The organism is Micromonospora sp. NPDC093243 (assembly GCF_044753725.1).
Lineage (GTDB): Bacteria > Actinomycetota > Actinomycetes > Mycobacteriales > Micromonosporaceae > Micromonospora.
Map to the genome: position 1 here is coordinate 56,916 of NZ_JBIVNT010000011.1, position 17,157 is coordinate 74,072.

21 protein-coding genes are annotated in these 17,157 nt (G+C 75.4%); 12 read left to right on the forward strand and 9 right to left on the reverse strand.

The genetic code is table 11. The annotated features are described in order from the left end of the window. Positions 1–26 precede the first annotated feature (26 nt). Positions 27–1,265, reverse strand: coding sequence for an MFS transporter (locus tag ACIP9D_RS29865; RefSeq protein ID WP_350874394.1), 1,239 nt, complete (start codon positions 1,263–1,265; stop codon positions 27–29). A gap of 68 nt (positions 1,266–1,333) precedes the next feature. On the opposite strand from ACIP9D_RS29865, the gene ACIP9D_RS29870 reads away from it, so the two are divergent. The 6 genes from ACIP9D_RS29870 (at position 1,334) to ACIP9D_RS29895 (ending at position 4,690) form a co-directional block, all read left to right on the forward strand. Beyond that, a complete protein-coding gene (locus ACIP9D_RS29870) occupies positions 1,334–1,831 on the forward strand; it encodes a MarR family transcriptional regulator (RefSeq protein ID WP_350874395.1) in 498 nt (165 codons plus the stop codon). A gap of 102 nt (positions 1,832–1,933) precedes the next feature. Then, positions 1,934–2,452: a DUF2087 domain-containing protein gene (locus ACIP9D_RS29875; RefSeq protein WP_350874396.1), complete on the forward strand. Its 519-nt coding sequence runs from the start codon at positions 1,934–1,936 to the stop codon at positions 2,450–2,452. Positions 2,453–2,509: 57 nt separating this feature from the next. Continuing rightward, a complete protein-coding gene (locus ACIP9D_RS29880) occupies positions 2,510–2,983 on the forward strand; it encodes a MarR family transcriptional regulator (RefSeq protein ID WP_350874397.1) in 474 nt (157 codons plus the stop codon). Positions 2,984–3,059: 76 nt separating this feature from the next. Next, on the forward strand, positions 3,060–3,485 hold the full coding sequence (locus tag ACIP9D_RS29885) for a DUF6069 family protein (protein ID WP_350874398.1): 426 nt from the start codon (positions 3,060–3,062) through the stop codon (positions 3,483–3,485). 181 nt (positions 3,486–3,666) lie between these two features. After that, a complete protein-coding gene (locus tag ACIP9D_RS29890; protein WP_350874400.1) occupies positions 3,667–4,161 on the forward strand; it encodes a GNAT family N-acetyltransferase in 495 nt (164 codons plus the stop codon). A 103-nt stretch (positions 4,162–4,264) separates the two neighbouring features. After that, the gene (locus ACIP9D_RS29895) at positions 4,265–4,690 is read left to right on the forward strand and encodes an Hsp20/alpha crystallin family protein (protein WP_350874401.1); all 426 of its coding nucleotides are present in this window, start codon (positions 4,265–4,267) and stop codon (positions 4,688–4,690) included. Between the two features lie 78 nt (positions 4,691–4,768). On the opposite strand, the gene ACIP9D_RS29900 is transcribed toward ACIP9D_RS29895, so the two are convergent. Continuing rightward, a complete protein-coding gene (locus ACIP9D_RS29900; protein ID WP_350874403.1) occupies positions 4,769–5,668 on the reverse strand; it encodes a LysR family transcriptional regulator in 900 nt (299 codons plus the stop codon). Positions 5,669–5,739: 71 nt separating this feature from the next. Here ACIP9D_RS29900 and ACIP9D_RS29905 point away from each other — a divergent pair, with 71 nt between their 5' ends. Beyond that, complete coding sequence (locus ACIP9D_RS29905) at positions 5,740–6,627, forward strand: dihydrodipicolinate synthase family protein (RefSeq protein WP_350874404.1); 888 nt, start codon at positions 5,740–5,742, stop codon at positions 6,625–6,627. A 6-nt stretch (positions 6,628–6,633) separates the two neighbouring features. Here the strand turns inward: ACIP9D_RS29905 and ACIP9D_RS29910 are convergent, their stop codons facing one another. Continuing rightward, a complete protein-coding gene (locus ACIP9D_RS29910) occupies positions 6,634–7,647 on the reverse strand; it encodes a YafY family protein (protein ID WP_350874406.1) in 1,014 nt (337 codons plus the stop codon). Positions 7,648–7,734: 87 nt separating this feature from the next. Here ACIP9D_RS29910 and ACIP9D_RS29915 point away from each other — a divergent pair, with 87 nt between their 5' ends. Next, the gene (locus ACIP9D_RS29915; protein WP_350874408.1) at positions 7,735–8,733 is read left to right on the forward strand and encodes a tyrosine-type recombinase/integrase; all 999 of its coding nucleotides are present in this window, start codon (positions 7,735–7,737) and stop codon (positions 8,731–8,733) included. Positions 8,734–8,765: 32 nt separating this feature from the next. Beyond that, positions 8,766–9,611, forward strand: a complete 846-nt coding sequence (locus ACIP9D_RS29920; RefSeq protein ID WP_350874409.1) for an LLM class flavin-dependent oxidoreductase — start codon at positions 8,766–8,768, stop codon at positions 9,609–9,611. Between the two features lie 93 nt (positions 9,612–9,704). Here the strand turns inward: ACIP9D_RS29920 and ACIP9D_RS29925 are convergent, their stop codons facing one another. From ACIP9D_RS29925 to ACIP9D_RS29935, 3 genes are read right to left on the reverse strand one after another with little or no spacing between them, the layout of a single operon-like run. After that, positions 9,705–10,076, reverse strand: a complete 372-nt coding sequence (locus ACIP9D_RS29925; protein WP_350874410.1) for a VOC family protein — start codon at positions 10,074–10,076, stop codon at positions 9,705–9,707. A gap of 35 nt (positions 10,077–10,111) precedes the next feature. Further along, complete coding sequence (locus tag ACIP9D_RS29930; protein ID WP_350874411.1) at positions 10,112–11,287, reverse strand: hypothetical protein; 1,176 nt, start codon at positions 11,285–11,287, stop codon at positions 10,112–10,114. Positions 11,288–11,320: 33 nt separating this feature from the next. Further along, positions 11,321–13,024, reverse strand: a complete 1,704-nt coding sequence (locus tag ACIP9D_RS29935) for an acyl-CoA dehydrogenase family protein (RefSeq protein ID WP_350874412.1) — start codon at positions 13,022–13,024, stop codon at positions 11,321–11,323. A 165-nt stretch (positions 13,025–13,189) separates the two neighbouring features. Between ACIP9D_RS29935 and ACIP9D_RS29940 the strand changes: the two genes are divergently transcribed. Both ACIP9D_RS29940 and ACIP9D_RS29945 read left to right on the forward strand, forming a co-directional pair. Further along, a complete protein-coding gene (locus tag ACIP9D_RS29940) occupies positions 13,190–13,600 on the forward strand; it encodes a hypothetical protein (protein ID WP_350874516.1) in 411 nt (136 codons plus the stop codon). A 68-nt stretch (positions 13,601–13,668) separates the two neighbouring features. Beyond that, positions 13,669–14,823, forward strand: a complete 1,155-nt coding sequence (locus ACIP9D_RS29945; protein ID WP_350874413.1) for a low temperature requirement protein A — start codon at positions 13,669–13,671, stop codon at positions 14,821–14,823. Here ACIP9D_RS29945 and ACIP9D_RS29950 read toward each other — a convergent pair. Then, positions 14,790–15,506 (reverse strand): thymidine kinase, encoded by a 717-nt coding sequence (locus tag ACIP9D_RS29950; RefSeq protein WP_350874414.1) that lies wholly within the window; start codon positions 15,504–15,506, stop codon positions 14,790–14,792. The two genes, ACIP9D_RS29945 and ACIP9D_RS29950, sit on opposite strands and share 34 nt — an antisense overlap. A 155-nt stretch (positions 15,507–15,661) precedes the next feature. Then, complete coding sequence (locus ACIP9D_RS29955; protein ID WP_350874350.1) at positions 15,662–15,856, reverse strand: CsbD family protein; 195 nt, start codon at positions 15,854–15,856, stop codon at positions 15,662–15,664. A gap of 167 nt (positions 15,857–16,023) precedes the next feature. On the opposite strand from ACIP9D_RS29955, the gene ACIP9D_RS29960 reads away from it, so the two are divergent. Continuing rightward, positions 16,024–16,632 (forward strand): histidine phosphatase family protein, encoded by a 609-nt coding sequence (locus tag ACIP9D_RS29960; RefSeq protein ID WP_350874349.1) that lies wholly within the window; start codon positions 16,024–16,026, stop codon positions 16,630–16,632. Here ACIP9D_RS29960 and ACIP9D_RS29965 read toward each other — a convergent pair. Further along, positions 16,565–17,068: an Lrp/AsnC family transcriptional regulator gene (locus ACIP9D_RS29965; protein ID WP_350874348.1), complete on the reverse strand. Its 504-nt coding sequence runs from the start codon at positions 17,066–17,068 to the stop codon at positions 16,565–16,567. The two genes, ACIP9D_RS29960 and ACIP9D_RS29965, sit on opposite strands and share 68 nt — an antisense overlap. Between the last annotated feature and the right edge of the window lie 89 nt (positions 17,069–17,157).

Here is a 17,157-nt window from a genome sequence, read left to right on the forward strand (position 1 = left end):
CACGGATCGGCCACGGGCTGCGGGCGTCACCGCGCGGCGACGGTCGCGCCGGTCGGTTCCGGCGTCGCCGGCGCGGGCCAGGCCAGCCGGCGTACGCCGGGCACCAGGGCGGTGCCGGCGCAGGCCATCAGGACCAGCACGCCTGCGGCGGCCAGGGGCGCCGGCTCGCCCCAGGCCCGCGCGGCGAGCGGTGCGAGGGCGTAACCGACCGGCGTCGCCCCCAGGGACACCAGCCAGTCGTACGAGGTGACCCGCGCCAGCACACGGGGCGGGAACTGGCTCTGCACCACGGTCTCCCAGACCGGGTTGAGGTAGCCCAGGGCGGCCAGCGCGATCCCGTACGCGACGACGACGGCCGGGGCGGGAGCGGCGACGGCGAGCAGGACCAGCGGTGCGGCGTATCCGGCCAGCCCGAGGTTGGCCAGCAGCACCGGCCGGCGGGGCCGGAGCCGACCGGCGAGCATCGACCCGGCGAGCATGCCGACCGCCCCGGCCTGCAGCATCAGCAGCCAGACGCCTTCGCCGCCGAGCCGGTCCACGGCGACGGCCGGGCCGAGGGTGATCAGCACCGCCGCGGCGCCGTTCCACACGCCGTGCGCCAGCAGGCTGCTCCAGAACCAGCTCCGGGCGCGTACCTCGTGCCAGCCGTGCACGAGGTCGGCGGTGAGCGACCGGCGCGCCGACTGCGGCACGTGCCGCACCCTGATGACCGCGAGCAGGGCGGCGCTGAGCGCGAAGGAGCCGGCGTCGAGGACGAAGGCCCAGCCGGGACCGGCGGTCCAGATGAGCGCGCCGGCCAGGGCCGGGCCGGCGAGGCGGCTGGCGTTGGCGGTGGTCCCGAGCAGCGCGTTGGCCTGCTGCCGCTGGGCTGGGTCGACGGTTCCGGCGACCAGCGGGGACGCGGTGGGCAGGGCGAACGCGGCAGCCGCGCCGCCGACCGCGGCGGCCACGGTGATCGACGTCAGCGACGGGTCACCGCCGAGCAGTTCGATGCCGACCACGAGTTGGGTGGCACAGCGGGTCAGGTCGGCCAGGATCGCAACCCGGCGGGCGTCGAACCGGTCGGCGAGCACGCCGCCGAGCGGGAGCAGCAGCAACCGGGGGACCATCGCCGCCCCGAGGACGAGGGCGATGGCGGCGGTCGAGCCGGTGGCGCGCAGCACGGCAAGGACCAGGGCGGCGGGGACCACGGCGTCGCCCACGGCGGAGACGGCACGGCCGAGGAAGAGCAGCCGGAAGGTGCGCAGGCGCAGAGGATGGCTCATGGACAGAAGGTACTTCGACATCGAATGTTTCGGCAACGAATAATTCGGTATCGTAGTACCATGGGCCGGTGAGCAGCGAGGACTACACCGATCGGCACGTGCAGCGTTGGCTGCCGGTGCTGCCCGACCTCGACCCGGATGTCGAGGGCGCGGTGACCCGGATGGGCCGCCTGACCCGCCACCTGCGCACCGTCAAGGAACGGGCGCTGGCCGACGTGGACCTGCCGGCGCACGAGTACGACACCCTGCACGCACTGGCCGGCCGAGGAGGCCGCGCCGCCCCCAGCGACATCGCCGCCGACCTCGGCATGGCGCCGGCCTCGGTCACCGCCCGGGTCGACGCGTTGGTGCGGCGGCGCTTCGTCGAGCGGATCCCGTCCACGACGGACCGGCGGCGGGTCGACGTGGCGCTCACCGAGGCCGGCCGCGCGGCCTGGCACGCAGCGATGGAGGCGCGGGGCACCGAGGAGCACCGGCTGCTCGGCGCGCTCGACCCGGACGAGCGACGACTCCTGTCCGACCTGCTGCGCCGCGTCCTGCTCGTCGCCGAGCAGCCGCACGACTGACCGGCGAGCGCTCCGGGCCGACGGGACGCGCCCCGCGTTGCGACGGCGGGCGACGGTGAAATCGCCTGGCGCCGCGCGCGACGACGCTGGCAGGGTGACGCCATGAGCACACAAGCGCTGGCCGGGTCGCTCGCCGAGGACGGACGGCGGCGGGTCTTCGCCGCGATCGTGCTCGGCGCGACGGACGTGGCACAGGTCGCGCTCCGAGCCGAGTTGCCGGCCCGCGAGGTGGTGACCGCCGTCCGCAGACTCACCGACGTCGGCCTGGTCACCGGCGCCGACGGCACGCTGGCGGTGGACGCCGGGCGACTGCGCGAGCTGGCCCGCACCCCGCGGCCGGAGCGGCCGACGCAGCAGCAGCCGGGGGACGCGGTGCTGCGGACGTTCCTGCGCGACGGGGTGCTGGTCGGCCTGCCGGCGCAACGGGGGCGGCGGCGGATCCTGCTGGAGCACATCGCGGTCCGGTCGTTCGAGCCGGACACGTCGTATCCCGAACGGGCCGTGGACGAGGCGTTGCGCCCCTGGTGCGTGGCCGGCGGGTCCGACCACGTCACGCTGCGCCGGTACCTGGTGGACGAACAGCTGCTGACCCGGGAGCGGGGTGTCTACCGGCGGCCGTGAGCCGCCGGTCCGGGAGGAGACGATCCCGGCCAGGACCATCTTGTTAGCCTCCCTGGCATGACCTCCCGTTCGGCCGGCGACAAGACGCCAGACCTGCTGCTCCTGCTCTCCTGGGCGAGCCACGCGCTGATGGCCGAGCAGGCCGCGGCCCTGGCCGAGCTGAACATCTCCCCGCGGGCGCACTGCGTGCTCCGGCAGGCGCAGGGCGGCGAGCTCACCCAGCGCCAGATCGGCGATCTGTGCGGAGTGGACAAGACCACCATGGTGGTGACCCTGGACCAGTTGGAGGCCGCGGGCCTCGCGCAGCGTCGACTTTCGCCGACCGACCGGCGGGCCCGACTGATCGCCGTCACCCCGGAGGGGGAGCGGGTCCTGGAGCGGGCCAGGGAGATCGCCCGACGCATCCAGGACGACGTGCTCGCCGCCCTGCCCGACGGCGACCGGGAAGCCCTGCTGCGCGCCCTCGGCACCCTGGTGACGGGCCGCTTCGCCGGCGCCCCGGGGTGCGGGCCGGCGAACCCCGTCCAATAGTTCCGGGAAAGATAGTCCCGCATAAGACTATCTGCTACGGTCGCAGTTGTTCGTTGCTGCCGACCGAGGAGGCGCCATGAGCGCGACCGCACCGCCCGCGAGCACGTCCACCCCCACCACCACCTCGTCGCTGCGGCGGCGCGCCGCAGGCGTGGCCGCCGCCGTGCTGGCCTGCGTCCTGATCTGGGCCGTCGGAGAGCTGGCCGGGGTCGACTTCACCGTCGAGTACCCGGAGCAGCCCGCCCAGGTGATCGGGCCCGGCGCGGTCGTCACCGCCTCCCTGGGCGCGGCCCTGCTCGGCTGGGCGGCGCTCGCCGTCCTGGAACGCCTCACCCGGCGGGCAGCCGTCGTTTGGACCGTGCTGGCTGTCGTGGTGGCGCTGATCTCGCTGGCGCCGGTCTTCGGCACCGAGGCCACCGGCGGCGCGAAGCTCACGCTCGGTGCGATGCACCTCGCGGTGGCCGCCGCGCTGATCCTCCTTCTGCCAACCCGCCGCCGCTGACCTCGCCGACCCCTGGTGGGCATTCGACCAGCTGCTACGCGACCTCCGGCCCACGGTGGGCGGGCCGGCGGCGCTGGCTCGACCCCGCCACCGGCATCCCACCGACAATGGCCGAGCCGGGGCCGACCGCCCGCACCGGTCGGTGCCGAAACTCCGTTGACCGGTGGGTGACGATCGGCGGGTGACGACGACAGGTTTCCAGGCGGCCTGGGTGGTGGACCCGGCCCGGCCCGACCAACCCGACGCCGCGAGCATGCTGTGGGAGTACTACGAGGAGATCGTGGCGCGCTACTACCGCCGCCCGCTGCGAGCGGGCGAGGTCGAGGCCGCGATGGCCGAGTTTCCCAGCGACGATCTGGTCGCCCCGACCGGGATCTTCCTGGTGGCCCGGCACGAGGGCGGCCTGGCCGGCTGCGCCGGGCTGCGGTTCCGGCCCGGCTGGGCCGAGCTGACCCGGGTCTACGTCCGCCCGCAGCAACGCGGACGCGGCGGTGGCGCGGCCCTGCTCGCCGCGGCCGAGGCGCACGCCCGGGCCGCCGGCGCCGACCGGATCCGGCTGGACACCCGCAGCGACCTGGTCGAGGCCCGGGCGCTCTACGCCCGGCACGGCTATGTGGAGATCCCGGCGTACTCCCGGGACGAGTACGCCGAGCACTGGTTCGAGAAGTTGCTCTGAGCGGTTGACGACTGCGGCCGGACGCGCTAAATACAGAGATAGAACTTGAGTCTCCCAGACTCAACCCGAAACCTTCGGCCAGGAGAACCGAGGAGGCAGAACAATGCTGATGCGTACCGACCCGTTCCGTGAGATCGACCGCCTCGCCGAGCAGTTCTTCGGCACCACCACCCGTCCGGCGGTCATGCACCTGGACGCCTACCGCGACGGCGACTACTTCTACGCGGCGTTCGACCTGCCGGGCGTCGACCCGGAGAGCATCGACTGCACGGTAGAGCGCAACGTGCTCACCGTCCGGGCGGAGCGGCGCCGGCCCACCGGCGACGATGTCGAGCTCGTCGCCGCCGAGCGTCCGATGGGGACCTTCACCCGACAGGTCTTCCTGGGTGACACGCTGGACGCCGACAACCTCGAGGCCGGCTACGAGAACGGTGTGCTGACGCTGCGGATTCCGGTGGCGGAGCGGGCGAAGCCGAGGCGGGTGCCGATCACCCGCAACGGCAACGGCCGCAAGCAGATCAACGCCTGACCGGCGAGCGCGGTCGGGGCGGCCGGACCGGGTCGTCCCGACCGCGCTTCCCGGTCAGCGCGCCAGAGACTCTGCCGGTCAGCGGGCCAGGAACTCGTCGGTCGCCGTTCGGATCGCGGTGACGAAGGCGGCCACGGCCGGATGGGCGGCGGCGCCCCTGCGGTAGGCGACCCGGGTGCGCCGCCGGGTCGGCAACGGCAGCAGCCGGACTCCGCCGGGTGGGTCCGCGGCGGCGAGCTGCGGCACCAGCGAGACGCCCTGCCCGGCGGCGACCAGCGCGAGCACGGTGGCGAAGTCGTCGGCCTGGTGGCGCACCCGGGGCGCGAAGCCCGCGCTGCGGCAGACGTGCAGCGTGACGGCGTGGCAGAGAGTGCCCGGGCTGGCCATGACCCAGCCGGCGTTTCGCGTCGCCGGTAGCGGGTCGGCGTCGTCGCCGGCCGGTGTGGCAGCGGGCATGGCGAGGAAGACCGTCTCGTCGAGCAGCGGCACCGCGTCAAGCGTCGGGTCCGCCTCGGCCGGCGCCACGTCGTAGTCCTGCAGCAGCCCGACGTCGAGCCGCCGCTCGCGCAGCGCCGCCGGGACGGCGACCGGGTCCAGTTCGGTGACGGTCAGCTCCAGGCCCGGGTGCTGGTGACCCAGCGCGACCAGGGTCGCCGGCAGCAGCGTACGGACCGCGGTCGGGAAGGCGCCGATGCGCAGCGGACCGGTCAGCCCGGTGGCGACGGCGGCGAGCGCGGCGGTGGTCTGCTCCAGCGCGGCGAGGACCGCCTCGGCGTGCGTGACGAGCACCCGCCCCGCCGCGGTGAAGGTGACCCGGCGGCCGGTGCGTTCCAGCAGCGGCACCCCGGCCTCCCGCTCCAGCGCCGCGAGCTGCTGGGAGACCGCCGACGGGGTGTAGGTGTGCGCCTGCGCGACGGCGGCGATGGTGCCGAGGCGGGACAGGTCGCAGAGCAGGCGCAGCCGGCGCACGTCGAGCATCAGCTCAGCTTACGCATCTGCCCAGAAATGTGAACTGGACCTTACCGGTCCTGGTGTCGGACGCTGAGGTCATGACGCTCTCCGGTGTGTACGTACCGCTGATCACCCCGTTCGACGACGCCGGCGCGGTCGCCCACACCGCGCTGGAAGCTCTCGCACACCAGGTGCTGGACGCCGGCGTGGCGGGCCTGGTCGCGCTCGGCACCACCGCCGAGCCGGCCTCGCTGGACCCGGCGGAACGGCGGGACGTGCTCGACACGCTCACCCGGGTCTGCCGGGAGCGCCAGGCACCCCTGCTGGTCGGCGCGGACACCCCGGCGGCGGTGACGGCCCTGGGCGGGCGCCCCGAGGTGACCGCCGCGCTCAGCCTGGTGCCGCCCTTCGTCCGCCCCGGCGAAGCCGGGGTGGTGGCGCACTTCGCGGCGCTCGCCGCGGCCAGCCCGCTCCCGCTGGTCGTCTACCACGTGCCGTACCGCACCGGCCAGCAACTCCGCCCCGACACCCTGCGACGCCTCGGCGAACTGCCCGGCGTGATCGGCGTCAAGCTCGCCGTCGGGGCGCTCGACACCGATGCCGTCGACCTGCTGGCCGACCCGCCGTGCGGCTTCGCGGTGCTCGGCGGCGACGACGTGGTCATCTCGCCGCTGCTGGCGCTCGGCGCGCACGGCGGCATCCTCGCCTCCGCGCACCTCGCCACCGCCGGTTTCGTAGAGCTGGTCGACGCCTGGCAGGCCGGCGACGCGGGGCGGGCCCGGGCGCTCGGCCACCGACTCTGCACGCTGTCGGCCGCGCTCTTCGCCGCGCCCAACCCGACCGTGGTCAAGGCCGTCCTGCACGCCGAGGGCCGGATCCCCACCGCCACGGTACGGCTGCCGCTGCTGCCGCCCGACGACGCGACGGTCGCGACGGCGCTGGCCCGCCTCGCCGGCCTCAACGCCCCGGTCGGCGCGCGGACCTGACCGGCGTCAGCCAGACCCCTCGTCCGCCACCGGGTCGACCGCGACGGGGGCCGGGTAGAGCGCGGCGAGCCGGTGCGCGGTGGCGGTGAACCGCTCGCACAGCTCGGCGGGGGCGAGCACCTGCACCTCGGCGCCGAGCTTGAGCAGCTCGATGTGACCGTGCTTGACCGACTCGATCGGCACCGTGGTGAGCAGCCAGCCGTCGGCGTCCGGTTCACCGGCCGCCGCCCGGGCCGCCCGGCTCATCGCCGGCGGGAAGACGTACGCCATCAGCTCCAGCGCCGCCACGCTCATCCGCACCCGGGCCTCGGCTCGGTAGACGCTGCGCTCGTAGCCGTCGGCGTGCTCCTGCCAGCAGCTGACCAGGTCGAACCCGTCCGGCCGGTCGACCGGCTCGTCCAGCACGGTCAGCTCCAGAATCGCTGCGACCCGGTAGGTGCGCACCTGGTCGTCGACCGCGGCCACCAGGTACCAGCGCCCGGCCTTGAGCACCAGACCCAGCGGCGCGAGGGTGCGGGTCACCTCGCGGGGTCCCCGCGACCGGCGGTAACGCACCCGCACCTGCCGGTCCGCCCAGACCGCTTCGGCGAGCGCGGCCAGGTGCGGGGTGGGCTCCGGCTCGCGGAACCAGGTCGGCGCGTCCAGGTGGAAGCGCTGCCGGATCCGCCCGCCCCGGTCGGCCAGCTCGGCCGGCAGCGCGGCCCGCAGCTTCAGCTCGGCGGTGCTCAGCATCGACCCGAGCCCCAGCTCACCGGCGGGGCCCGGGACGCCGGCCAGGAAGATCGCCTCAGCCTCCCCGGCGGTCAACCCGGTCAGCCGGGTGCGGTAGCCGTCGACGAGCCGGTAGCCGCCGGCCGGGCCGCGCTCGGCGTAGACCGGCACGCCGGCCGCGCCGAGCGCCTCGACGTCGCGGTAGACCGTCCGGACCGACACCTCCAGCTGCGCCGCCAGCTCCTGGGCGGTCATCCGGCCGCGGTTCTGCAGGAGCAGCAGTAGGGAAACCAGCCGACTGGCGCGCACCGCCCGACGGTAACCGGGCGGTCCGACCTGATCGTCGTCGGGCGCGCCGCACCCCGTTCCGCACCCGGAGCTGAGAACCTTTTTCACATGGTTTTCCCCGACGCCCCGGTGCTGGCCCGCCCGTCGACCGGCCCCGCGCTGCCCGACGCCCCGGTGGACTTCACCGAGGCGTGGCTGCGCAACCGGCGGCTGTCGGCGCACACCCGGGACGCGTACCGGCGGGACATCGCCGGCTGGCTCGCCTGGTGCGCCGGCCAGGAGCTGGACCCGCTGCGGGTCAGCTTCCTGCACGTCAACGAGTACGCCCGCGCCCTGGAGTCCACCGTCGGCGCGCGCACCGGACGGCCACTCACCCCGGCCACCGTGGCCCGCAAGCTCTCCGCGCTGTCCAGCTGGTACGACTTCCTGGTCAAGCTGCGGGCGGTCGACGCCAACCCGGTCGCCGGCGCGGACCGCCCCCGCGTCGACCGGGACCACTCGGCCACCGTCGGGCTCACCCCCGACGAGGTCGACGCGCTGCTGGCCGCCGCGGAGGCGGAGAACGGGCCGACCGCGGCCCGCAACCGGGCCGCCATCGCGCTCCTGGCCGACCTCGGCCTCCGGGTCGGGGAGCTGGTCTCCCTCGACGTGAGCGACCTCGGCGCCGAGCGGGGGCACCGCAGTGTGCGCTTCGTCGGCAAGGGCGGCAAGCCGCGCCGCCGCGCGCTCACCCCCGGCACCGCCTACGCGGTGGACGCCTACCTGGCACAGCGCGCCGCCGCCCAGGACGTGGCGGTGCCCGATCTGACCGGCGCGCTGCTGGTCACCACGACCGGCGCCCGGCTGGACCGGCACTCGGTGTTCCGCCTGGTGCGCCGACTGGCCCGGACGGCCGGCATCCCGGCCTGGGAGAAACTCTCCCCACACTCGCTGCGGCACGCCTTCGCCACCACGGCCCGCGCCGAAGGAGTGCCGCTGGAGGACGTGCAGGACGCCATGGGGCACGCCGATCCGCGCACCACCCGCCGCTACGACCGGGACCGGCACAACCTCGACCGGGACCCGGCGTACGTCATCTGGGCGGCCCGCTCCCGCCGGCGCGGCTGAGCATCGTCACACCGCGGCCGTACGGTCCGCTCATGCGGCACGGACTGGAGATCTGCTGCGGTGGCGCGTCGGTCGCCGTGTCCACCCTGGTCGGGCTGGGCGAACTGGCCGAGCGCGCCGGGTGGGACGGGGTGTTCCTGGAGGACTACCTCGTCCATCACGCCGGCGACGATCCACCCACCTACGACCCGTGGCTGGTGCTCGCGGCGATCGCCGGGCGCACCAACCGGATCCGACTCGGCACCACCGTCACGCCGCTGCCGCGGCGCCGCCCGGTGAAGCTGGCCCGGGAGGTGCTCACCCTCGACCACCTCTCCGCCGGGCGGGCCGCGGTGGCGGTCGGCGTCGGCGACCCGGGCGACCGCGGGCTGGCGGCGTTCGGCGAACCGACCGATCTGGCCACCCGGGCCGCCCGGCTCGACGAGGGCCTCGACCTGCTCACCGGCCTGCTCGGCGGCGAGCCGGTGCGTCACCACGGGGAGCACTACCACGCCGACGGGCTGGCGCTGCGGCCGTTGCCGGTGCAGCGGCCCCGGGTGCCGGTCTGGGTCGGCGGGAGCGTCCAGGCCGGGGCGGTGCGGCGCCGCGCGTCACGCGCCGACGGGATCGTGCCCTACAAACTGACCGACACCGACGACTGGGCCGACTTCACCCCGGACGAGGTGCACGAGCTTGCCCGGGCGCTGCCGGCGACCCGCGCCGACGGGGAACCCTTCGACGTGGCGGTCGGTGGTCGGCGGCGCCGGCCCGACGAACGCGCGGAGCGCGCGTACCTCGCCGAGCTGGCCGCCGCGGGGGCGACCTGGTGGTTGGAGTACGTCCCGGCCGGCGACGCGGCGGCGATGCGGGCCGCGGTCGCCCGCGGCCCGCTGCGGTGACCAGGCTCGTCAGCGACCGGCAAGGCGCGGCCGGAAAGTGTCCGACCGCGCGCCGGGCCGGCCGCAGCCCCGTACGGCCGGCCCGGACCGCGCTCAGCCCTGCGGTCGGGGGCAGATGCAGAACGGCTGGCCGAGCGGGTCGGTGAGCACCACCCACCGCTCGCCGCCGGGCTGGAACTCCGGCTTCGCCGCGCCCGCGGCGACGAACTCCTTCTCGGCCCGGGCGAGGTCGTCGACGTAGAGGTCGAGGTGGTAGCGCTTCCCGCCGGCCGGGTCCGGCCAGGACGGTGGCTGCCAGCCGTCGACCAGGCCGAAGCCGATCGACACCCCAGCGCCGGTGAGCATCGCGTACTCGGGCTGGCTGTGGGTGACCTCCCAGCCGAGCACCCGCTGGTAGAAGGCGGCGTGCGCGGCCGGGTCGGAGCTGTCCAGGTTGACCATGGCGAGGTCGGCGTTGACTGTCATGCCGGCAGTCTTGCCCCGGTACCTGCCACCCACTGTCAGGTACGCCCGGCGGCCGCTGTCGGCCACACGGTGAGCCGTCCGGCGCTGTCCCGGCAGGCCAGCGCGGCGGCGACGGCACGACAGTCCCGGGTGCCGCCCGGCAGCACCCCGGTCACCCGAGGTGCGACCCGGCCCGCGACGGCCACCAGGTCGCGCCGGCCGTCCCGCTCCCCGCGCAGCAGCAGCTGCGGCCCGCCGCCGCGGGCGCCCGGGACGGCGCGCCAGCCCGCCCCGCCCGGCCACGTCCACACCCGTTCCCCGGTCACCGGGTCGAGCGCCCACCGGTCCCACCGGTCGGCGCCGCAGAGCAGACCCTGGCAGCCCCGGATCGTCACCTCACCGCCGGGGGCCGGCGCCCGCCAGCGCACCGACAGCGTGGACAGGTCGTAGCCGAGCAGCTCGTCGCCGCCCGGGACCGGGTGGCGCAGCACCAGCTGCTCCCCGATCACCTGCGGGTTGTCCGGCGCGTAGTCCGCCGGAGGTAGTCGTCCCACGCCGCGCACCGTGCCGTCCCGGACGTCGTAGGACCGGGCCAGGCCGTCGTCGCGCAGCACCAGCACCCGACCGGGCAGGCCCGGCAACGCGATCAGCACAGCGGTGGACGGCACCGGCACCGACCAGCGGGTCGCCCCGCTGGCCAGGTCGACACCGTGCACGACGCCCTCGATGCGGCGCCCCGGGTCGGCGACGCTGCGCACCTCGGTCACCGCGACGGCGCCGCCGCCGGCCGCGTAGACCCGGTCGGGGCGGCGCCAGCGCGGCTCGCCGGTGCGCGCGGAGCGGGCGGTGGTGGCCACCACCTGCCGCACCGGATCCCGCTCCGTGACCAGCACCAGATCGCCGCTGACCTCGGCGGACCAGCCGGCAGCCGGCGGAACGTCCACCAGCCAACGCGCCGTGCGCCGCGGCGCCACCGGGTCGTACGCGGCCAGCGTCGGCGGGTCGACGCCGGGATCGGCGACCATCAGCAGCGGACCCGCCCCGAACAGCACGGCCCGCTCCGGCAGCACCGGCCCGGTCAGCGCCGGCAACCGGGCCGGCGGGGCGGCCGCGGCCAGCAGCGCGCACATCAGCAGCAGCGCCACCGCCCGCCCCCAGCGCGGCGTCGGCGGCCTGGGCCGGTCCAGCTCCGGGGCGCCCCGGTCGGCACCCAACTCGATCAACGTCTGCACCGGCCCCGCCCGCCTCGGCTCGTCGCCGGATGTTCAGCCGAGCAGGTCCAGGTGGTGGTGGGCGTCCTCGGCGATGTCCTCGTGCCGCAGCCAGCGCCGGGTCCACAGCCGGGCGGCCAGCTCGGCCTGCTCGTCGCCCCACGCGGCGTGCTCGACCAGCAGCGCGGCGGTCAGCGCGTGCGCCAGGCGCAGGGCCAGCCCGCGCGCGCCGGCGAGCAGCGCGACGGACTGCGGGTCGGCGGTGATCCCGGCGAGGGTGTCGCGCAGTTCGGCGGTGACCGCGGCCAGCGTGTCGGCCAGCGCGGGGGAGAGCGGCCGGGCCAGCTCGGCCGCGACGGCCAGCCGGCGCAGCAACGGTTCACCAGCATCCTCGCGGCTCACCGCGCGCAGCACGTCCAGGGCGAGCACGTTGGTGGTGCCCTCCCAGATCGGCAGCACCTGGGCGTCGCGCAGCAGCCGGGGCACGCCGGTGTCCTCCACGTAGCCCGCGCCGCCGAAGCTCTCCACGTACTCGCTGGCGGAGCTGACCGCGAGCCGGCCGGTGGCCAGCTTGGCCAGCGGCGCCACGATGCGCAGCTCGGCGGCGGCATCGGGGTCGGCGCCCACCTCGACCCGGCCGAGCAGCGCGAAGGCGTGCCCGGCCAGTACGAACGCGCCGGCGGCGTCGACGGCGAGCGTGCCGAGGGTGGCCCGGTGCAGCGGGGAGGTCGCGAGCGCTCCGCCGGCGACGTGCCGCGCCGAGGCGTAGGCCCGGGCGTAGGCCAGCCCGCGGCGCATCCCGCCGGCGGCCGCGGCGGCGTTGTGCACCCGGGTCACCACCACCAGGGTCATCGCCCGGACCAGGCCGGGCCGCGCCGGGTCACCCAGCGGCAGCGCGTACGCGTCGCGCAGCCCGATCTCGGCGGTGGGCAGCGCCCGGGTGCCGAGCTTCTCCTTGAGCCGGTGCACGGTGACGCCGGGCGCGGGCGTGTCCGGGGCGGCGCCGCCCGCGAGGGGCGAGTCGGCGGCGTAGCGGGGCACCAGGAACGGGACGAGCACCCGGCTGCCCCGCCCGGCGCCCTCCGGCCGGGCCAGCGCGACCGCCATCGCCGCGTCGGCGGCCGAGCAGAACCACTTCTCGCCGGTCAGCCGCCACGAGCCGTCCGCGGCGGGGCGGCCGGTGGTGGTGGAGCGGGCCAGGTCGGAGCCGCCCGTCGACTCGGTCATCCACTGTCCGCTGGTGATCGCCGTGGCGGGGTCGGTGGAGATCAGCCGGGGCAGCCAGGCGTCGCGCACACCCGGGTCGACCTCGGGGAGGCTGAGCAACGCCGCCGCCCCGTCGGCCATCGCCACCGGGCAGGAGAAGGTGGCCGACTCCGGGCCGTACAGGTGCAGCAGGGCGTGCTGCACGACCCGGGCGGCGGCGCCCCAGGTGCCACGCGCCGACTCCAGGTAGGGCAAGGCGACCACGGCGTGCCGGGCGGCGGCGGCGCGCTGCGCCTGCCAGCCGGCCGAGGTGTCGATCCGGTCGACCCGGGCCCCCCACGGGTCGTAGCGGACCAGCGTGGGCGGGTGCGCCTCGGCGTCGGCGTGCGCCGCGCGCAGCGGCCCCACCACGTCGGCGGCCAGATCGGCCAGCCGCCCCTTGGCCGCGGCGTGCCCGGCGGCGCCGAGCTGCCGCTCCAGCCAGGAGCGCAGCAGCGCGTCACCGGCGTACGGGTCGGCGGGGGCGGGTACCGGCTGCACGTAGCGGGTCATGGTCTCGCTCCTGGCGGTGCTCGGGGGGTGGTGCGCCCGACGGTAGACGATCCGGTCGTACCGGCGACAGAGCCGGTTTGCCGCCCGCGGAGGGGCGGGTTTCTCTACCGTCGAATCGTGGGGGCTGGGCAGTCGTGGAGTCGGCCGGCCCGGCGGCACCGCCCGATGCGCACCGGGCTGGCGTTCACCGGGATCGGTGTGGCGTTGTGCTGCGTCGGTGTGTCCGGCCTGGGCGTGTGGAACCTGCAGTTGGTCACCCAGGCCGCCGGTCCGGTGCGGGAGACCACCGACGAGTTCATGCGCTCGGTGACCGTCGGCGACACCGACGGGGCCTACGAGCGGCTCTGCGCGGACGCCCGCGGGCGGTGGAGCGAGATCGGGTTCACCAGTTGGATGCGGACCCCGCCGATGGTCCGCGACTACGAGATCACGGACGTGTCGGTGACGACCCGCGGCGGTCGCCCCCGGGGCACCGTGACCGTCGAGCTGACCCGCGACAGCGGCGCGACCGAGGAGCGCAAGCTGCCGGTGGTGCGCGAGGACGGCCAGTGGCGGGTCTGCGGTGACCCGCTCTGAGCGGCGCGGCGGGCGCTGAGCCGGGCGACGGACCGGCCCACCCGGAGCTGCTGCGCCAGCGCCGCGGGGTGGAGCCGACCACTTCCATCGAGCTCTTCTTCGACCTGGTCTACATCTTCACGATCACCCAGCTGTCGCACTATCTGAAGGAGCACCTGGACTGGCAGGGCGTCGCCCGGGCGGGGGTGCTGCTGGGTCTGGTCTGGCTGGTCTGGATCTACACCGTCTGGGTGGGCAACTGGCTGCAGCCGGACCGCACGCCGGTACGGGCCATGCTGCTGGGGGTGGCGTTGGGCAGCCTGTTGCTCTCCGCGGCGCTGCCGGCCGCGTTCGCCGGCAGCGGCCTGCTCTTCGCCGCGACCTACGCCGTCGTGCAGGTGGGACGCACGGTGTTCGCCCTGTGGGCGGTACGCGGTCAGGCCCGGCTCAGTGACGGCTTCCGCAAGTCTGTCGTCTGGATGGTCGGTACCGGCGCGCTGGCGGTCACGGGCGGCCTGGTGGACGTGCCGGCACGGGAGCTGATCTGGACCGCGGTGATCGTCATCGACGTGGTCGGGCTGGCGATCGGGTTCCCGGTGCCGGGGCTGGGCCGCGCCCGACCGGAGCACTGGGAGGTGGAGGGCGGGCACCTGGCCGAACGCTGCCAGGCGTTCATCCTCATCGCGCTGGGCGAGTCGATCCTGGTCACCGGCGGCACCCTGACGCAGCGGCTGGACCGGGTGACGATCGCGGCGTTCCTGCTCGCCTTCGCCGGCTCGGTGGCCCTGTGGTGGGTGTACTTCGACCGGTCGGCGCCGGCCGGGGTGGCGGTGCTGGCCGGCGCGGGCGAGCGGACCGGGCGGTTGGGCCGGCTGGCCTTCAACTACCTGCACCCGCTGCTGGTCGCCGGGATCGTGGTCACCGCGGTCGGCGACGAACGGCTGCTCAGCGGCCCGGGTGAGCGTGCCGACGTGGCGAGGGCGCTGGTGGTGCTGGGCGGTCCGGCGCTCTTCCTCGCCGGGCACGCCGCCTACCAGGCGGTGCTCGGGCAGCCCGGGTGGGCCAGCCGGGGTGCGGGAGCGCTGCTGCTGCTGGCGATGTCGGCGGTGGCGGCGGCGCTACGGGTGCCGCTCGCGGCGGCCGCGGCGGTGGCGCTGCTGGTGACGGTCGGCGTGATCGTGGCCGACCGGCTACCGGGGCGGTGGTCGCCTCAGCGGCGCGGGCCGAGGTCGCCGCTGCGGTAGTGCCGGCGGCACAGCACCTGGTAGCGCACGTCGGCGCTGTCCACGGTGTCGCCGATCACCACCTGTTCGCCCTCGCGGGCCACCCGCCCCTCGACCACCCGGGCGTTGAGCAGCCCTTCCCGGCCGCACCAGCAGAGCACCTCGACCTGGATGCGGGCCACCTCGTCGGCCAGTTCGAACAGCCGCTGCACGGCGGGGAAGAGGCAGGAGCGGAAGTCGGTGGCCAGCCCGAAGGCGTAGACGTCGACGTCGTAGCTGTCCACCAGCTCGGCCATCTGCTCGACGTGCTCGACGGTGTAGAAGCTGGCCTCGTCGCAGATCAGGTAGTCGACGCGTACCCCCTCGGCCCACCGGCCGCGCACCAGCGCCCGCAGGTCGAGGTCGTCGGTGACCTCGATGGCGGTGTGCGCCAGGCCGATGCGGGTGGTGACCTGCGGACCCAGCGACCGGTCGATGCGGGTGGTGACCAGGCCCCGGCGTCCCTGCCGGGCGTGGTTGTAGTTCATCTGCAGCGCCATCGTGGACTTCCCGCAGTCCATCGGCCCCCAGAAGAACTTCAGCGCCGCGGCGTGCAGCGGCCGGCCGTCCAGCCCGCGCGACGCGGCGCACCCGGTGGGGGAGTCGTCCGGTCCGGCGAGGGGGCGGGCCAGGCAGGTCGGTGCGGCAGCGGCGTCGTCGGTCACGGTCGGGCAGCCTAGCCCATCGACAGGCCCGGATCCGGTCGGGGGGGGGGGGGGGGGGGCCCCGGCCCCCCCCCCCCCCCCCCCCCCCCCCCCCCCCCCGGGGGGGGGGGGGGGGGCCCCCCCCCCCCCCCCCCGCCGCCCGAACGAGCCGATCGTCAGCCGCGGAAGGCGTCGCGCGCGTTGCGCCCGACGTCCTTGGCGCTCTCCCCGGCCTTCTTGGCGCGCGCTTCGCTCTGCTGCGTGGCGCCCTCGGCGCGCATCCGCTCGTTGTCGGTCATGTCGCCGATCCGCTCCTTAGCGGCACCGGTCATCTCTTCCATCTTGTTCCTCGTCTTGTCGGCGAAGCTCATGCCGCCTCCTCCGTCTCTGGCGAGTGTCCAGGTCGCTTGCCCGGTGGTCCGGGTGCCAAACGCACTCGTGTGCCGGCTGGCACACCCGCTAAGGCATCCTAGGAAGATAGGATCTGGGGTTCGCAGCCCGGCGGGGCCGGACCACGGCGCGATGGTTAACTGGGCCCATGGGAGAGCTCCTGCTGATCCGGCACGGCGAGACCACCTGGAGCGCCGGCCACCGGCACACCTCGTACACCGACCTGGAGCTCACCCCCGACGGCGAGCGGCAGGCCCGCACCCTCGCCGCGTTCCTGGCCGGCCGACGGTTCGTCACGGTGCTGGCCAGTCCCCGGGCGCGGGCGCTGCGCACCGCCCAGCTCGCCGGTCTCACCGTCGACGCGGTCGACGAGGACCTCGCCGAGTGGAACTACGGCGAGTACGAGGGGCGCACCACGGTGGACATCCACCAGGACGACCCGCACTGGAACATCTGGACCGACGGCTGCCCCGGCGGGGAGTCACCCGGCCAGGTCGGTGACCGGCTGGACCGGGTGCTCAGCCGGGTCGCTCCCCTGCTCGACCGGGGCACCGTCGGGCTGGTCGGCCACGCGCACAGCCTGCGGGTGCTCGGCGCCCGCTGGATCGGAATGCCGCCCTCGGCCGGCGGACGGCTGCGGCTGGACACCGCCACCGTCAGCGTGCTCGGCTACGAACACCAGCGGCAGGTCATCCTGCGCTGGAACCAGCCCGCTCCTCCGGCGCCCGGGACCGTCGACCCGACGGCTCGGTACTGATCTTCGGCGGCCGGTTCTCGTACGGCGTGGAGAGCACCACCGTGGTACGGGTGGTGACGTTCGCCGCGGTGCGAATCTCCTGGAGCACCCGTTCCAGGTCGGCCGGGCCGGCCACCCGCACGAGCAGCATGTAGAAGTCCTCCCCCGCCACGGAGTAGCAGGAGTCGATCTCGGGCAGGTGGGCGAGCCGCTCCGGCGCGTCGTCCGGCTGGGACGGGTCGAACGGCCGGATCGCCACGAACGCGGTCAGCGGCAGGTCCAGCGCCTCGAAGGAGACCCGTGCGCCGTACCCCTTGATCACGCCGCGCTGCTCCAGCCGGCGCACCCGCTGATGCACGGCGGAGACCGACAGGCCCACCTTCTCCGCCAGGTCCGTGTACGACAGCCTGCCGTCGGCGGTCAACGCGGCGACGATGGCACGGTCGGTCTCCTCCACGGCGTGCAACCTACCGGTAAAAACGCCGCACGGCGACGAGGCGCCGCGCCCCGGGCCCGGGCGGCGCGCAACTCCGCACGCAGCGCACC

Excerpts from the sequence above, each read along its gene's own strand:
- ACIP9D_RS29865 (WP_350874394.1), bottom strand. The coding sequence starts at position 1,265 with ATGAGCCATCCTCTGCGCCTGCGCACCTTCCGGCTGCTCTTCCTCGGC.
- ACIP9D_RS29875 (WP_350874396.1), top strand. The coding sequence starts at position 1,934 with ATGAGCACACAAGCGCTGGCCGGGTCGCTCGCCGAGGACGGACGGCGG.
- ACIP9D_RS29880 (WP_350874397.1), top strand. The coding sequence starts at position 2,510 with ATGACCTCCCGTTCGGCCGGCGACAAGACGCCAGACCTGCTGCTCCTG.
- ACIP9D_RS29885 (WP_350874398.1), top strand. The coding sequence starts at position 3,060 with ATGAGCGCGACCGCACCGCCCGCGAGCACGTCCACCCCCACCACCACC.
- ACIP9D_RS29895 (WP_350874401.1), top strand. The coding sequence starts at position 4,265 with ATGCTGATGCGTACCGACCCGTTCCGTGAGATCGACCGCCTCGCCGAG.
- ACIP9D_RS29900 (WP_350874403.1), bottom strand. The coding sequence starts at position 5,668 with ATGCTCGACGTGCGCCGGCTGCGCCTGCTCTGCGACCTGTCCCGCCTC.
- ACIP9D_RS29905 (WP_350874404.1), top strand. The coding sequence starts at position 5,740 with ATGACGCTCTCCGGTGTGTACGTACCGCTGATCACCCCGTTCGACGAC.
- ACIP9D_RS29915 (WP_350874408.1), top strand. The coding sequence starts at position 7,735 with ATGGTTTTCCCCGACGCCCCGGTGCTGGCCCGCCCGTCGACCGGCCCC.
- ACIP9D_RS29920 (WP_350874409.1), top strand. The coding sequence starts at position 8,766 with ATGCGGCACGGACTGGAGATCTGCTGCGGTGGCGCGTCGGTCGCCGTG.
- ACIP9D_RS29925 (WP_350874410.1), bottom strand. The coding sequence starts at position 10,076 with ATGACAGTCAACGCCGACCTCGCCATGGTCAACCTGGACAGCTCCGAC.
- ACIP9D_RS29935 (WP_350874412.1), bottom strand. The coding sequence starts at position 13,024 with ATGACCCGCTACGTGCAGCCGGTACCCGCCCCCGCCGACCCGTACGCC.
- ACIP9D_RS29940 (WP_350874516.1), top strand. The coding sequence starts at position 13,190 with ATGCGCACCGGGCTGGCGTTCACCGGGATCGGTGTGGCGTTGTGCTGC.
- ACIP9D_RS29955 (WP_350874350.1), bottom strand. The coding sequence starts at position 15,856 with ATGAGCTTCGCCGACAAGACGAGGAACAAGATGGAAGAGATGACCGGT.
- ACIP9D_RS29960 (WP_350874349.1), top strand. The coding sequence starts at position 16,024 with ATGGGAGAGCTCCTGCTGATCCGGCACGGCGAGACCACCTGGAGCGCC.